Raw genomic sequence first — 15,152 nt, forward strand, 5'->3', positions numbered from 1 at the left:
GAGGGGGAGGGGACGGCGCATCGGTGGGGCTCCTCGAGGGGGAGACGGGCTCGGAAAGCGGACGGCCCCACCCTAGCTCGTCGCGTCCGGATTTGAATGTGGACTGAACAGGTCCACATTACATAAGAGGCCGTCGCGGGCATCGGGCCCGCGGACAGCCACAGGAGACACCCCACTCATGCTCCGGATGAGCAAGATGACCGACTACGGCATCGTGCTGATGGCCGAGCTGGCGCGCGCGGACGGGGAAACCCGCACCACGCGAGAGCTGGCGGCGCGCACGCATGTCGCCCTTCCGTCCGCGAGCAAGGTCCTCAAGGGCCTGTTGCAGGCGGGGCTGGTGGTGTCGCACCGGGGCGCGAACGGCGGCTACGGCCTGGCGCGCCCGGCGGAGTCCATCTCGCTGGCGGAGCTGGTGTCCGCGCTGGAGGGGCCGGTGTCCCTCACGGAGTGTGGCCAGCACCAGGGCGCCCCCGCCGGGCCCTGCGAGCTGGAGGCCGTCTGCCAGGTGCGCGGCCACTGGCGCCTCATCAATCAAGCCATCCAGGAAGCGCTGGGGAAGCTGACGCTCGCGGACCTGCGCGCGCCCGCGCCCCGCATGCCGGAGCGGCTGGTGGGCCTGGGCCTGCCGGCGTCCGCGGTCCTTCCTCCTTCCGTCACGGGAGTCCGCTCATGAGCAGCACCGAAACCATCCAGGAGCTGACGCGCAAGGGCTACCAGGCGGGCTTCGTCACCCAGGTGGAGGCGGACACGCTGCCGCCCGGCCTGGACGAGGACGTCATCCGCGTCCTGTCCGCGAAGAAGAACGAGCCGGCCTTCATGCTGGAGTGGCGCCTGAAGGCGTACCGCTACTGGCTCACGCTGAAGGAGCCCACGTGGCAGGCGGTGAAGTACCACCCCATCGACTACCAGGCCATCCGCTACTACTCGGCGCCGAAGCAGAAGCCGAAGAAGGACAGCCTGCTGGAGGTGGACCCCGAAATCCTCCGCACCTACGAGAAGCTGGGCATCCCGCTGGAGGAGCAGAAGCGCCTGCAGAACGTCGCGGTGGATGCCGTCTTCGACTCCGTGTCGGTGGCCACCACGTTCCGGGAGAAGCTCTACAAGGCGGGCGTCATCTTCTGCTCGTTCTCCGAAGCGGTGCGCGAGCACCCGGAGCTGGTGGAGCGCTACCTGGGCACGGTGGTGCCCTTCTCCGACAACTTCTTCGCGGCGCTCAACTCGGCGGTCTTCAGCGACGGTTCGTTCTGCTACGTGCCCAAGGGCGTGAAGTGCCCCATGGAGCTGTCCACGTACTTCCGCATCAACGCGGCGGACACGGGCCAGTTCGAGCGCACACTGCTCGTCGCGGATGAAGGCGCCTCCGTCAGCTACCTGGAGGGCTGCACCGCGCCCATGCGCGACACCAACCAGCTGCACGCGGCGGTGGTGGAGCTGGTGGCGCTGGACGGCGCGTCCATCAAGTACAGCACGGTGCAGAACTGGTACCCGGGCGACGCGGAAGGCCGTGGCGGCATCTACAACTTCGTCACCAAGCGCGGCATCGCGCACCAGCGCGCCAAGATTTCGTGGACCCAGGTGGAGACGGGCTCGGCCATCACCTGGAAGTACCCCAGCGTCATCCTCAAGGGGGATGACTCGGTGGGCGAGTTCTACTCGGTGGCGCTCACCAACCACCGGCAGCAGGCGGACACGGGCACGAAGATGGTGCACATCGGGAAGAACACCCGGTCCACCATCGTGTCCAAGGGCATCTCCGCGGGGCGCGGGCAGAACACGTACCGGGGCCAGGTGAAGATGCTCAAGAGCGCCGCGAACGCACGCAACTACACGCAGTGCGATTCGCTGCTGTTGGGCGACGAGTGCGGCGCCCACACGCTGCCGTACATCGAGGTGAAGAACGCGACCGCGCAGGTGGAGCACGAGGCGTCCACGTCGAAGATTGGCGAGGACCAGCTCTTCTACTGCCGGCAGCGCGGCATCTCGCAGGAGGACGCGGTGTCGATGATCGTGAACGGCTTCTGCCGTCAGGTCTTCAAGGAACTGCCCATGGAGTTCGCGGTGGAAGCGCAGAAGCTCCTGGGCGTGAGTCTGGAAGGGAGCGTCGGGTGATGGCGTCGTTGTTGAGCATCCAGGACCTGCACGCCCGCGTGGGCGGCAAGGACATCCTCAAGGGCATCAACCTGGAGGTGGGCGCCGGCGAGGTGCACGCCATCATGGGGCCCAACGGCTCCGGCAAGAGCACGCTCGCGGGCGTGCTGGCGGGGCGTGAGACTTACGAAGTGACGAAGGGCTCCGTGCTCTTCGACGGCAAGGACCTGCTGGGCACTCCGCCGGAGGAGCGCGCGAAGGCGGGCGTGTTCCTGGGGTTCCAGTACCCGGTGGAGATCCCGGGCGTGGGCAACCTGCACTTCCTGCGCACGGCGCTCAACGCGCAGCGCCGCGCGAAGGGCGAGGAGGAGCTGGACGCCATGGACTTCCTCCAGCTGGCCAAGGAGAAGGCGAAGCTCGTGCAGCTGGACGCGGCCTTCATGAACCGCTCCGTGAACGAGGGCTTCTCCGGCGGAGAGAAGAAGCGCAACGAGATCTTCCAGATGGCGGTGCTCCAGCCCCGGCTGGCGCTGCTGGACGAGACGGACTCGGGCCTGGACATCGACGCCCTGCGCATCGTGGCGGGCGGGGTGAACGCGCTGCGCTCGAAGGACCGCGCCTTGGTGGTCATCACCCACTACCAGCGGCTGCTGGACTACATCGTGCCGGACCACGTGCACGTGATGGCGGCGGGCCGCATCGTGCGCTCGGGTGGACGCGAGCTGGCGCTGGAGCTGGAGGAGAAGGGCTACGGCTGGATTGGCGGGGAGGGCGGCGCCGCCGGCAAGGCGAAGGAGGCCCGGCCATGAGCGCGTCCCACTATGCCGACGTGGCCCGGACGTTCCAGGCGCGTGGGGATGCTCCCGCGTGGCTCCAGGCGATTCGCGAGGAGGGACTGAGCCAGTTCCAGGCGCGCGGCCTGCCCACGTCCAAGGACGAGGAGTGGAAGTACACGCCCGTCTCCACGCTGTCGGCGCACCCCTTCCAGCCCGTGCGGGACGTGTCCGCGGGCGAGGACGTGGCCCAGGCGGTGGCGCGGCTGGCGCTGCCCGGCCCGCGGCTCGTGTTCGTGGACGGCAGGTTCGTGCCGGCGCTGTCGGTGCTCACCGGCCTGCCGCGCGGCGTGGTGCTCAAGCCGCTGTCGCAGGCGCTGCGTGAGGACGGCGCGCTGTTGCAGGAGACGCTGGGGCAGCTCTCCCGGCCGTCCGCGCATGCCTTCACGTCGCTCAACGCGGCGCTGTTGGAGGAGGGCGCGCTGCTCACGCTCGCACCCAGGGCCTTGAGCGAGGTGCCGGTGCAGTTGCTGTTCCTCGCGCGCGGCGGTGATGGGCCGGTGCTGGCCAGTCCGCGCATCGTCGTGGTGGCGGGCGAGGGCAGCGAGGCCACGCTGGTGGAGACGTACGCGGGGCTGGGCTCCGGGGCGACCTTCACCAACGCGGTGACGGAGGTGTCGCTGGGCGACAACGCCAGCCTGCGCCACTTCAAGCTCCAGGCGGAGGGTGACACGGCGCTGCACCTGGGCGGGCTGTACTCGCGGCAGGGGCGCGACAGCCGCTTCCAGTCGCATGCGTTCTCGTTCGGTGGGGCGCTGGCTCGCAACGAAGTGCACGCGGCCTTCGCGGGTGAAGGTGGGGAGTGCGTGCTCAACGGCCTGTTCGTGGGCCGGGGCACGCAGCACCTGGACAACCGCACGGACCTGGACCACGCGGTGCCGCACTGCTCCAGCCGCGAGCTCTACAAGGGCGTGCTGGATGACCGCGCGCGCGGCACCTTCCACGGGAAGATCCGCGTGCGCGAGGACGCGCAGAAGACGGACGCGAGCCAGACGAGCCGCAACCTGCTGCTCTCCGAGGGCGCGCAGGTGGACGCCCGGCCGCAGCTGGAGATCTTCGCGGACGACGTGAAGTGCGCGCACGGCACGGCGGTGGGCCGGCTGGATGACAACGCACTGTTCTACCTGCGCTCACGCGGCATCCCGAAGGTGGACGCGGAGCGGATGCTGACGCAGGCGTTCGCGAGCGAGCTGGTGCGCGCGGTGCCAGAGGGTCCGGTGCGTGCGCGGGTGGAGGCATTGCTCGCGGAAAAGCTGCCGGGTACGGCGGAGGTGATGGGATGAGCGGGCCTGGATTCGACCTCGCGCGGGTGCGCGCGGACTTCCCCATCCTGCGGCAGGAGGTGCGGGGCCGGCCGCTGGTGTACCTGGACAGCGCCGCCACCGGGCAGAAGCCGCAGGCGGTGCTGGACGCGCTGACGCGCTACTACACGCACGACAACGCCAACGTGCACCGGGGCGTGCACATCCTCTCCGAGCGCGCCACGCAGGCCTTCGAGGACGCGCGCGAGACGGTGCGCCGCTTCATCCACGCCAAGGACGTGCGCGAGGTCATCTTCGTGCGCGGCACCACGGAGGCCATCAACCTGGTGGCCGCCACCTACGGCCGCAAGCACGTGGGCCCGGGCGACGAGGTGCTCATCTCCGCCATGGAGCACCACTCCAACATCGTGCCCTGGCAGATGGTGTGTGACGCCGCGGGCGCGAAGCTGCGCGTGATTCCCGTGGACGAGCGCGGCGAGCTCCAGATGGACGCCGTGGACGCGCTGCTCACGGAGCGGACGCGCCTCCTGGCCATTACCCACGTTTCCAACGCGCTGGGCTCGGTGAATCCCATCAAGGAACTGGTGGCGAAGGCGCACGCGAAGAACATCCCGGTGCTGGTGGACGGGGCGCAGTCGGTGACGCACTTCCCGGTGGACGTGCAGGACCTGGGCTGTGACTTCTACGCCTTCAGCGGGCACAAGCTCTTCGGGCCCACGGGCATCGGCGTGCTGTACGGAAAGCTTTCGATGCTGGAGTCGCTGCCGCCGTATCAGGGCGGCGGGGACATGATCCTCTCCGTGACGATGGAGAAGACCGTCTACAACCGCGTGCCGCACCGCTTCGAGGCAGGCACGCCGGACATGGCGGGCGCGGTGGGACTGGCCGCGGCCATCCGCTACCTGGAAGCCGTGGGCATGGAGAACGTGTCCCAGCACGACCAGTGGCTGCTCGCGTACGCGACGGACGCCTTGCGGTCGGTGCCGGGGCTCAAGCTGGTGGGCACGGCGCCGCGCAAGACGGGTGTGCTGTCCTTCACGCTGGAGGACGTCCACCCGCACGACGTGGGCACCATCCTGGACCAGGAGGGCATCTGCATCCGCACGGGGCACCACTGCGCCCAGCCGCTGATGCAGCGCTTCGGGGTGGCGGCCACGGCGCGTGCGTCGCTGGCGCTCTACAACACGCGCGAGGACGTGGACGCGCTGGTGAAGGGCCTGCACAAGGTGAAGGAGGTGTTCGCGTGAGTTCCGACCTCAAGGACCTGTACCAGGAGGTGGTGCTGGAGCACTCCAAGCGCCCGCGCAACTTCCGGGTGGTGGAGGGCGCCACGTGCGCGGCGGAGGGCTACAACCCGCTGTGCGGCGACCAGCTCTCCGTGACGCTCAAGCTGGAGGACGGCGTCATCCGCGACATCGGCTTCCAGGGCCAGGGCTGCGCCATCTCCAAGGCGTCCGCGTCGCTGATGACGGGCGCGGTGAAGGACAAGACGCGCGAGGAGGCCGAAGCGCTCTTCGAGCGCGTGCACACGCTGGTGACGGAGGGGCCGGAGAAGGTGGATCCGGAGTCGCTGGGCAAGCTCGCGGTGCTGTCGGGCGTGAGTGAGTTCCCGGCCCGGGTGAAGTGCGCGAGCCTGGCGTGGCACACGCTGCACGCGGCGCTGGATGGCCGCTCCACGTCGGTGTCGACGGAGTAGGGAGGGGTCATGCGAGGCGCGATGACGGTCATCGAGCGTGATGTGGACGCGATGCTCATCCCCAGTGGGGACAAGGTGTTGCTGCCGGCGGGCTCGGAGTTGACGGTGGTGCAGACGCTGGGCGGCAACGTCACGGTGCAGGACCCGTACGGCCAGCTGTTCCGCATCGACCAGAAGAACGCGGACGTGCTGGGCGAGGAGTACGCGGCGAAGGCGCCGGCGCCCGACGCGGACGTCACGCCCGGCGAGTTCCACGAGGAGCAGGTCTGGGAGCAGCTCCGCACGGTCTACGACCCGGAGATCCCGGTGAACATCGTGGAGCTGGGGCTGGTGTACACGTGCAAGGCCACGCCGCTGGACGAGGGCGGCCAGCGCGTGGACATCGAGATGACGCTCACGGCGCCCGGCTGCGGCATGGGCCAGGTGCTGGTGGAGGACGTGCGCTCCAAGGTGTCCACGCTGCCCGGCGTGAAGGAGGCCCACGTGGAGCTCGTCTGGGAGCCCCAGTGGGACCAGAGCCGCATGTCAGACGTGGCGCGGCTCCAGCTGGGCTGGATGTGACGTCCCCGGGCCCGGCCTGCTAGGCCAGGGCCTTCCTGCCACGTGCGACCAGGCCCAGCGTGGCGGCGGCGGCGAGCCCACCCGCGAGCCACCGGGGCCAGCGCGGCGCGGCTTCCGTCGCGGGGCGGCGGGCGACGTCGGGCGACATGCGCTCCGCGAACATCTCCACCAGCGCGTGCTCGAAGGCGAGCAGGTCGTGCGGCCCCCGGCTGGACACCCAGTTGCCGTCGCGCACCACGGGCTCGTCCGTCCAGTGCGCGCCCGCGTTCTCCATGTCGTTGCGGATGCCCGGCCAGGACGTCACGTGGCGGCCCTCCAGCAAGCCCGCGGACGCGAGCAGCCACGGCCCGTGACAGATGACCGCGATGGGCATGTCCAGCAGGTCCGCGTCCTTCACGAAGTCCAGCGCCAGGGCGCTCTGCCGGAGGAAGTCCGGGTTCATGAAGCCACCGGGCAGGAGCAGCGCGTCGAAGTCCGCGGCCTTCACCTCGCGCAGCGTGGCGTCCACGCGCACCTTGCGTCCGGGCACCAGCAGGTTCATGCCCCGGATGCGGCCCTTGTGGAGGGAGACGATGGTGACGTGCGCGCCCTCTTTCTCCAGGCGCTTCACCGGCCGCGTCAGCTCCACCTGCTCGAAGCCATCCGCCGCCAGCACGGCCACCCGCATCCCCTTCAGCTTCTTCATTGCCCTGTCCTCCCGATGTCCGGCGATGCCCCACACAACCCGAACCTGCACGGTGTACATGCCCTGACGGGAGGGGAAGCGGAGGGCAGGCGGGCAGGCAGGCGCTCGGGGTGATGCCTTCCTGCTGACTGGTGCGGCGCGGCATGCGGCGGCGCTGGACGCCCCTGGGGAACGGCTTTACGACACGGGGAGAGGTCCCCTTCTGGAGGCGCACGGCATGTCCCCCTCGTTCTCTCCCCGGATGCACCGGAGCCTGCTCGCGGGCGCCGCGCTGCTGCTGGCCCCCATGGGCTGTGCCACGTCCTCACAGGCGGGCGCCGCGCGTGACGATGCCGCCCTGCGCACGGATGCCCCTCCGCGCGTGAAGCCCAGGTGGGGGCTGGTCATCCACGGCGGCGCGGGCGTCATCTCCCGTGAGAACCTGACCCCGGAGCGCGAGGCCGTGATGCGCGCCGCGCTCACGGAGGCGCTCCAGGCGGGGCACGCGGTGCTGGCGAAGGGCGGCCGCAGCATGGATGCCGTGACAGCGGCCATCCGCGTGCTGGAGGACTCGCCGTACTTCAACGCCGGCAAGGGCGCTGTGTTCAACCACGACGGCGTGAACGAACTGGACGCGGCGGTGATGGACGGCAAGACGCGCATGGCTGGCGCGGTGGCCGGCGTGCACCACATCCAGAACCCCATCGACCTGGCGCGGTTGGTGATGGAGAAGTCCCCGCACGTGATGATGGTGGGCGACGGGGCGGAGGCCTTCGCGAAGTCGCAGGGCATGCCCTTGGTGGATGCGAAGTACTTCTACACGGAGGAGCGCTGGCAGGGACTCCAGCGCGCGCTGGAGCAGGAGCGCGCGAAGGGGGCCCCGCCCGCGGAACAGGGGCAGCCGTCCACGCAGGGCCAGACGCCCCCGCAGCCCGCGCAGCCGGTGATGCCCGCGCAGCCGCCCGCGCCGGTGCAGCCCCCGTCGCCGCAGCCCGGCTCGTCGCTGACGCCGGGCGTGGACCCCGTCACGGGGGACCACAAGTTCGGCACGGTGGGCGCGGTGGCGTTGGATCAGGAAGGCAACCTCGCGGCGGGCACGTCCACGGGCGGCATGACCAACAAGCGCTTCGGCCGGGTCGGTGACGCGCCCATCATTGGCGCGGGCACCTACGCGGATGAGCGCTGCGCCGTCTCCGCCACAGGCCACGGGGAGTTCTTCATCCGCTACACGGTGGCGCGCGACATCTGCGCCCGCGTCGAGTACCAGGACCTCCCCCTCCCAGAGGCCGCCAACTTCGTCATCCACGACGTGCTGGTGAAGGCCGGCGGCGAGGGTGGCGTCATCGCCATGGACCGCCAGGGCCACGTGGCCATGCCCTTCAACTCCAGCGGCATGTATCGCGGCTACATCGGCGAGGACGGCACGCCCACCGTCGCCATCTTCCAGCAACCCTAGGCAGGCGGCCGAGCCCCGCTTGCCTGGGCCTGCACGAGGCCAAAGCTTTTCCTCCACGTCTTCCTCACCCCGGAGAGAGAGCCATGGCCTCGCGCGCATCCATGTCCACCCGTCCCCTCGCGGTCGTCACCGGAGCGTCCAGCGGCATCGGCTACGAGCTGGCGAAGCAGTTCGCGAAGAACGGCTTCGACCTGCTCATCGCCGCGGAGGACAAGGGCATCGTGGAGGTGTCCGCCGCCCTTGAAAGCCTGGGCGCCTGGGTGAAGAGCGTGCAGGTGGACCTGGCGAAGGCGGAGGGCGTCCAGCGGCTCTACGCCGAAATCAAGCAGGTGGGCCGCCCGGTGGATGCCATCGCCATCAACGCGGGCGTGGGCGTGGGGGGCGACTTCGCCCGGCAGACGGACCTCCAGGCGGAGTTGAATCTCATCAACCTGAACGTCACCTCGTCCGTGCACCTGGCGAAGCTCGTGCTCAAGGACATGGTGGCGCGCAACGTGGGCCGTGTCCTCTTCACCTCGTCCATCGCGGCCACCATGCCGGGCCCGTTCGAAGCGGTGTATGCCGCCTCCAAGGCCTTCCTGCTCTCCTTCTCCGAAGCCCTGCGCAACGAATTGAAGGACACGGCCATCACCGTGACGGCCCTGATGCCGGGCCCCACGGAGACGAACTTCTTCCACCGCGCCGGCATGGACGACACGCGCGTGGGGGCGCAGAAGAAGGACAGCGCGGAGCAGGTGGCGCGCGAGGGCTACGAGGCCCTGATGGCCGGCAAGGACAAGGTCGTCGCCGGCTCGCTCGCGAACAAGGTGATGGCCGCGGCCGCCACGGTGCTGCCCGCGCCCATCACCGCAGAACAGCACCGCAAGCTGTCCGAGCCCGGCTCCGCGCACCACTGACGGAACGCGCTACAGCTTCACGAGCGACACGTCATCCATGTGGATGAAGTTGGCCGTGCTGCCGGTGGTCGCCTGCGTGTGGAAGCCGAACTCCAGGAAGCCGCCCGTCACGGAGATGGCGGGCGTCTCCACCAGGGTCCAGTCCCCATACGTGCCCAGCGCGGTGAACACGGGCGAGCAGGAACCGCACGTCTTCACCTGGAGGCGTGACAGCGCGAAGGTGCCGCCCTTGCGCACCCACGCGCGCACCTTGTAGCTGCCGGACGCGAGTCCCGACACCGTCTGATACGTCCACGTCTCGAACGGGGCGCCGCTCCAGTGCGTCAGGTGGTTCGCGCTGGCGTGGCCTCCGTTGTACGTCTCCGTGAAGGCCGCGCCCGCGGTGCCGTTGGGCGTCCACGTCGTCCAACCGGACAGGCCGGACTCGAAGCCGCCGTTCGTCACGGACACGCCCGAGCCACCACCGCCACCGTTGAGGATGTTGCGCGCCCCGTTGACGTCCAGGTTGAACAGCGCGGACGCCGCCTGGTTGAGCTGCGCCTGCTTGTTCCCGTCCCCCGCGTACTGCTTGCGCTGCTGGTACAGGGTATTGATCAGCTCCAGCTCGCTCTGCGAATACGGTACGCCCAGCTTCTGCTGAAGCGACGTGAGGAACCCATAACCGAACTCGCGCGTGGGCTCGATCATCGTCCCCTCGCCGTAGTCGTTCCAGGTGTTGAGCTGGAGGTGGTTGATGCTGCCCGCGTTCTTCGCCAGGTCCAGCGTCTGGTTGAAGCTGTTGAGGCCGTTGTGGGCAATCTCCCAGGTGGGCCCGCCCCAGCCGCCCGCCGCGTAGAATGAACGGAAGCCCGGGTAGACGGAGCCGAACTTCAGGGGCGAAGGCTGGTTGTTGTAGAAGTGCGTGAGGCCTGTGGTGAAGTCCGGGTAGATCCACGCGAACTCGCCCTTCGCGTTCGCGCCCGCCTCACCGGACTCGTACCAGAGCGTGAGGAACGTGGGCTTCTGGCTCAGCGGGGAGAAGACGTTCGTCCAGTCTCCGGCGGACTGGAACGTCTGCGGCCCGAAGACGAGCAGCAGCGGCGCGCTGTTCACCCGGATGTAGTTGGACTGGTTGAAGTACCGGTCGCGCAGGTACGCCATGTCGTTGCGCCCGGCCGCCAGCTTGTCGGTGATGAAGCCCGCGTCGTACGCGAGCTTTGCGTTGTGGTCCTCGTACACCACCGCGAAGTCCAGCCCCACCGCCGCCGTCTGCGCGATGACGGCCTCCGTGTTGGCGCGGTTCTTCGGGTAGTCCCAGGCGTTGAGGGTTCCCGGCCAGTCGATGAGCACCCCGTCCACGCCCGAGTACTTCATGAGCAGCAGCTGGTACTCGATGACGTCCCGGTCCCCGGAGCCATACGGCCCGATGAGCGGGTAGTAGTAGGACGCAATCTGCCGCCGCCCGGAGCCGTCCACCACGTCCGGGTTCTGGTTGTCCATGGTCCAGTGGATGCCCCACGCGCCGTTGCCCGACGTGGCCCGCGTCTCGAACCAGGGCATCAGGTGCACGTACACCTTCTTGCCCACCGTCTTCGGCACCGGCACCGCCGCGTCCGCCGCGAAGAAACCCCACAGCGCGCAGACGAGGCCCGCGCCCAGCGAAACCCAACCCTGACGTCTCATGTGAACAGGCTCCTGACCGGCAAGGCGCGAAACGCCCCGGCCAGGAGCCACGTTGTCATAAGACGCCATCAACCAGGAATATGAGTATTCCTGGGATGCCGTGCCGCAGGGCCTACTGCTTCACGAGGAACAGCTCGCGCACCTGGAGCAGGTCCACGTCGCCGGCGAAGGCGGAGAACTTCTCGTACTCCGCCGGGGTGACGCGGGCGCGGGGCATGTTGATGGACTCCGCGATGGTGAGCGTGCGCCCGTCCTGCTTCTCCGACCGGGTGAAGTGGCCGAACTGGCTGTCCACCTTCAGGCCCGCCTGCGGGTCGCTGAGCTTCCAGCCCTGGGGCAGGGTGAGGGCGACGTTCGTGCGGCTGGCCTCCGTGTCGTCGAGGTAGAGCGGCGTGGTGCGCGTGGACAGCTGCACGTAGCGCCGGCCCAGCAGGGCGGGGAAGGTGACAGGGCCCAGCGCCATGCGGCCGTCGCCCTCCATGCGCCCGAAGCGCGGCACGGTGAACGCGTAGCGCAGCACGAAGGGCGCGCCCACGGCCTCCTCATGCTCCAGCTTCACGGACGACAGCTGCGCGCCGCCGAAGTAGCGCGACACCGCGCCCTGGAGCGCCTGGTTGCGGCTCTCCGCGGAGAGCTGCTCGAAGGCCTCGGCGATTTGCGCGGCCTCGAAGCCGGAGTAGGTCTCCTCGCCCTGGCCCTTGAGGCTGCCGTCGGCGCCCAGCTCCAGGTTGAGCTTCACGTCCTTGCCCACGCGCGGCTTGAGCGGCGGCGTCTTCACCTTCTGCAGGGGCTTTCCAGGCTCCGGCAGGAGGTACGCCTCGCGCTCGCCCGTGGCGGCCTCCGGCAGCTCTCCGAAGGGGCCGTAGCGCACGGACGTGTCCAGCCACACGGGGTCCTCCCCCGGCACCTCCACGCGCAGCGCCGCGTAGGGCAGGAGCGCGTCCGCGGGGAAGAGGTAGGGCGCGGGGTCGGTGTTGAAGGTGCGGATGGCCGCGACGCGCGACGGGATGCCCAGCGTCTCCAGGCCCGCCTTCATCACGGTGAGCCGGCTGCCCCGGTCCTGCGCCACGGTGGAGGCGGCGGACTGCGCGAGGCTCGCGTCGCGTCCGGAGAAGCGCTTCATCACCGCGGCGTGCAGCGCCTTCACCGCGTCCAGGCCCTTCTTGCCCTCCGTGGCCTGACGCGCGAAGGACTCCACCTCCGAGGTGCGCAGCCACCGGTCCTGGAACGCGTCGCCGTACACGCGCGCCAGGCCGTCGTTGCCCGTATCGCCCGCGCCCACCATCACGAAGGGCAGGTACTCGTTGCCGGAGGGCGGCGCGCTCGGCTCCGGGATGAACGGCGGCACGCGGCGCGCGTCGTAGTGGAACACCTCCACGTCGCCCTTCACCTCCGGCGGCGGCGCCTTCATGCCGTGCGCGTCCACCTTCATGCCGCTGCCCTTGGGCGCGACCACCGTGTACGTGCTCCACGCGTTCGGCTGGTTGGCGATCTGGAAGTAGAACGCGGACGCGGTGAAGCCCGGCTGCGCGGGGCCCCGGTCGCTTTCGGGCAGCAGGTACTCCACCTCCACGGAGTCACCGACCTGCACGCCGGGCAGGCTCATGGTGTCCTTGCCCTCGATGTTCTCCGGCTCCAGCACGCGGCCGTCGGCCTTGAGCGTGCGCAGCGCCAGCACCTGGGCACCGCGAGGGATGTTCACCTCCGCGATCTCCTGCACGCCCGACTGCTCCAGCGCCTTCTGGATGGTGTGGATGCGGTTGACGATGGAGCCGTCCGGGTAGACCTGCACCGCCGCCGCGTCCAGCACGTACGCCGCCGCGCTGCCGCCGGTGACGGGCGCCGCCTCGTAGGCCTTCAAGGCCTCCTTGCCGTCGATGGCGTACGCCGCCAGCAGCTCCTTGCCCGTCTTCGCGCGCTCCACCGCGCGGCGCAGCGACAGGTCCGTGCCGTCCAGCTTGAGCGCCTGCTCGCGCAGCTTCAGCGCCTCCGCGCCCTGGCCCGCGTACTCGCGCACGTCCGCCAGCCGCTTGAGGATTTCCGCGTTGCGCGGCCACACGGTGGCCTGCTTCTGGAGCACCTTCGCCGCGTCGTCGTAGCGGCGCTGGCTGAGGTAGATGCTGGACAGGGCCGCGGCGGTGGTGAGGTTGTCCGGGTCCTGCGCCAGCAGCTGCGTGTAGCCCTTCGCCGCGCCCTCCAGGTCGCCGCGCGTGCGCAGGTGGTCCACCCGCCGCGCGTCCGCGCCAGGGCAGCCCTCCTGGGCCTTCACCAGCTCGTCCGTGCGGGCCACCGCGTCGCGCCGGCGCGCCAGCGAGTACTGCAACCCCAGCGCCTCGCACAGGCCCGGCTGCGCCTCCAGCGCCGAGGCCAGGGCGACCTCCGCCTGCGCGTCCACGTCCAGCGCCAGCGCCGCGCGGGCCATCATCACGTGCACCGGGAAGCCCGCGGGCTTCACCGCGTCGCGCGCCGTCTTCAGCGTGTCCAGCGCGGTGGTCGGCTGGCCGTCATCCAGGAAGAGGTCCGCGCGCAAGAGCAGCGCGGCCACGTTGGCCGGGTCCTTCGCCAGCGCCGCCTCCAGGTCGCGCGTGGCCCGGCCGCGCGCCACCTTGGACGGGATGCCGCGGTCCTGCGCGGCCTGCTCCGCGCGCAGGGTGAGCAGCGCGGGCGTCGTGGCCTCCAGCTTCGCCATCAGCCGCTGGGTGCCGTCCACGTCGCGCGCCAGGCCGTCGCGCACCGCGAGGAAGGTGCTCAGCGTCCCGCCGGCCTCGCCCTGGAGCGCCTGGGCCAGGTCCTCCGCGCCCGGGTACATGTCCGGGGCCTCCACCTCGCCCGGGGCGCTCGCGTTCCAGCGCGGCGCGGGGCCGGTGGCGGCGGTGAGGCGCACCCCGGCGGGGCTTCCGTCCGCCTTCATCAGCGCGAAGGTGATGCCGCCCTGGGTGTTGTCGCGGGACATCTTCACGACGAAGCGGTGCTTGCCGGCGGGCAGCTCCAGCGCGCGCACGCTCACCGTGGACGCGGTGCGCGCCCAGTCGCGGCGCTCCAGCACCGGGGCGCCGTCCATCAGCACGCGGTGCGACGTCTGGCTCACCGTGCGCAGCACGTACACGCCGGCTTCCGCCACCTCCGCGTCGATGCCCAGCGCGTACATGTCCCCGTGGCCAGGCTCGCCGCCCAGGTCCAGCCGGCCGTCCGGCGAGCGCACCGTGCGTGCCGCGAGCGCGCCGTACGCGCCCGTGAAGGGGCCCGCGAAGGAGCCGTCCTTCTCCGGCGCGATGGGCTCGTCGATGGCCAGCACGTGGAAGGGCGAGAAGGGGCCCACCAGCGTGGCCTCGCTCGCGCCGCCCAGGTCCTTGAGCGTCTGGGCCTGGGTGGCCGTGTCCACGCGCAAGCTCGCCACCGCCAGGCGCGCGGCGCGCAGGAGGTAGGCCGTCTCACCCCGGGCGCCCGCGGCGAGCCCCGCGTCCACGCCCTTGAGGATGTTGTCATCCTCCGCGCGCGAGGTGCCCACGCGGTCCAGCACGTAGCGCGCGGCGATGACGGCCACCGGGTGGCGGGGGGCGCGCTTCACCAGCTCCAGCGACGCGGCGAGCGCGCGGTCGGACTGGCCGTTGCGCCGGGCCAGCAGCGCCTGTCCCTGCAGGGCGTACGGGTCGCCCGGGTCCTTCTGCACGGCGGCGTCGAAGCGCTGCTGCGCGAGCTTCACGTCGCCCGCGACGAGGTACGCGTGGAAGCCCGCGAACGCGAGCGTGCGCGCTTCCGCGTCACCCTGGCCGGCGCGCTCGGCGGCGGACTCGAGCACGTGGGGCGCGACGACGGAGGAGGGCCGGGGGCAGCCGGTGAGTCCGGCGACGAGGACGAGCGCGGTCAGGCCGCGGCGGAAGGTGCGCATAGGGGAGCCGAGGGATAATGCAATCCCCTCGGAGAGGCCATATTCCCCTTGCGGTGCGTGTCCGGGACCGACCCCGGCCGGTCCCCTAGCGGCGCTTCGGGGCGGACTTGGCGGGGGCCGCCTTGGCGGGCTGGCGCTTGGG

At 70.4% G+C, this 15,152-nt stretch carries 12 protein-coding genes; 9 read left to right on the forward strand and 3 right to left on the reverse strand.

The window, feature by feature from the left end; translation table 11 throughout:
* Positions 1-178: 178 nt before the first annotated feature.
* Genes D7W81_RS31640 through sufT form a run of 7 tightly spaced genes read left to right on the forward strand, consistent with a single transcriptional unit; the run spans position 179 to position 6,443 of the window.
* A complete protein-coding gene (locus tag D7W81_RS31640; RefSeq protein WP_120559131.1) occupies positions 179-676 on the forward strand; it encodes an SUF system Fe-S cluster assembly regulator in 498 nt (165 codons plus the stop codon).
* Positions 673-2,112 (forward strand): Fe-S cluster assembly protein SufB, encoded by a 1,440-nt coding sequence (gene sufB / locus D7W81_RS31645; RefSeq protein WP_120559132.1) that lies wholly within the window; start codon positions 673-675, stop codon positions 2,110-2,112. Before D7W81_RS31640 ends, sufB begins: the two co-directional genes overlap by 4 nt.
* Complete coding sequence (gene sufC / locus D7W81_RS31650; protein WP_120559133.1) at positions 2,112-2,900, forward strand: Fe-S cluster assembly ATPase SufC; 789 nt, start codon at positions 2,112-2,114, stop codon at positions 2,898-2,900. Before sufB ends, sufC begins: the two co-directional genes overlap by 1 nt.
* Complete coding sequence (gene sufD, locus D7W81_RS31655; protein WP_120559134.1) at positions 2,897-4,207, forward strand: Fe-S cluster assembly protein SufD; 1,311 nt, start codon at positions 2,897-2,899, stop codon at positions 4,205-4,207. Before sufC ends, sufD begins: the two co-directional genes overlap by 4 nt.
* A complete protein-coding gene (locus D7W81_RS31660; protein ID WP_120559135.1) occupies positions 4,204-5,433 on the forward strand; it encodes a cysteine desulfurase in 1,230 nt (409 codons plus the stop codon). Before sufD ends, D7W81_RS31660 begins: the two co-directional genes overlap by 4 nt.
* The gene (gene sufU / locus D7W81_RS31665; protein ID WP_120559136.1) at positions 5,430-5,882 is read left to right on the forward strand and encodes a Fe-S cluster assembly sulfur transfer protein SufU; all 453 of its coding nucleotides are present in this window, start codon (positions 5,430-5,432) and stop codon (positions 5,880-5,882) included. Before D7W81_RS31660 ends, sufU begins: the two co-directional genes overlap by 4 nt.
* A 9-nt stretch (positions 5,883-5,891) precedes the next feature.
* A complete protein-coding gene (gene sufT, locus D7W81_RS31670) occupies positions 5,892-6,443 on the forward strand; it encodes a putative Fe-S cluster assembly protein SufT (protein WP_120559137.1) in 552 nt (183 codons plus the stop codon).
* A gap of 19 nt (positions 6,444-6,462) precedes the next feature.
* On the opposite strand, the gene D7W81_RS31675 is transcribed toward sufT, so the two are convergent.
* Positions 6,463-7,128 carry a type 1 glutamine amidotransferase domain-containing protein gene (locus D7W81_RS31675; RefSeq protein ID WP_120559138.1) on the reverse strand — a complete coding sequence of 222 codons (666 nt, stop codon included), beginning with the start codon at positions 7,126-7,128 and terminating at the stop codon, positions 6,463-6,465.
* Positions 7,129-7,345: 217 nt separating this feature from the next.
* Between D7W81_RS31675 and D7W81_RS31680 the strand changes: the two genes are divergently transcribed.
* Together D7W81_RS31680 and D7W81_RS31685 are read left to right on the forward strand one after the other, a co-directional pair.
* Positions 7,346-8,563, forward strand: coding sequence for an isoaspartyl peptidase/L-asparaginase family protein (locus tag D7W81_RS31680; protein ID WP_167508124.1), 1,218 nt, complete (start codon positions 7,346-7,348; stop codon positions 8,561-8,563).
* 83 nt (positions 8,564-8,646) lie between these two features.
* Complete coding sequence (locus tag D7W81_RS31685; protein WP_120559139.1) at positions 8,647-9,459, forward strand: SDR family NAD(P)-dependent oxidoreductase; 813 nt, start codon at positions 8,647-8,649, stop codon at positions 9,457-9,459.
* A 9-nt stretch (positions 9,460-9,468) separates the two neighbouring features.
* Here the strand turns inward: D7W81_RS31685 and D7W81_RS31690 are convergent, their stop codons facing one another.
* Positions 9,469-11,121, reverse strand: coding sequence for a glycoside hydrolase family 99 protein (locus D7W81_RS31690; protein WP_120559140.1), 1,653 nt, complete (start codon positions 11,119-11,121; stop codon positions 9,469-9,471).
* 112 nt (positions 11,122-11,233) lie between these two features.
* Positions 11,234-15,010 carry a DUF3858 domain-containing protein gene (locus D7W81_RS31695; RefSeq protein ID WP_120559141.1) on the reverse strand — a complete coding sequence of 1,259 codons (3,777 nt, stop codon included), beginning with the start codon at positions 15,008-15,010 and terminating at the stop codon, positions 11,234-11,236.
* Between the last annotated feature and the right edge of the window lie 142 nt (positions 15,011-15,152).

Source organism: Corallococcus aberystwythensis (assembly GCF_003612165.1).
Taxonomy (GTDB): Bacteria; Myxococcota; Myxococcia; order Myxococcales; family Myxococcaceae; genus Corallococcus; species Corallococcus aberystwythensis.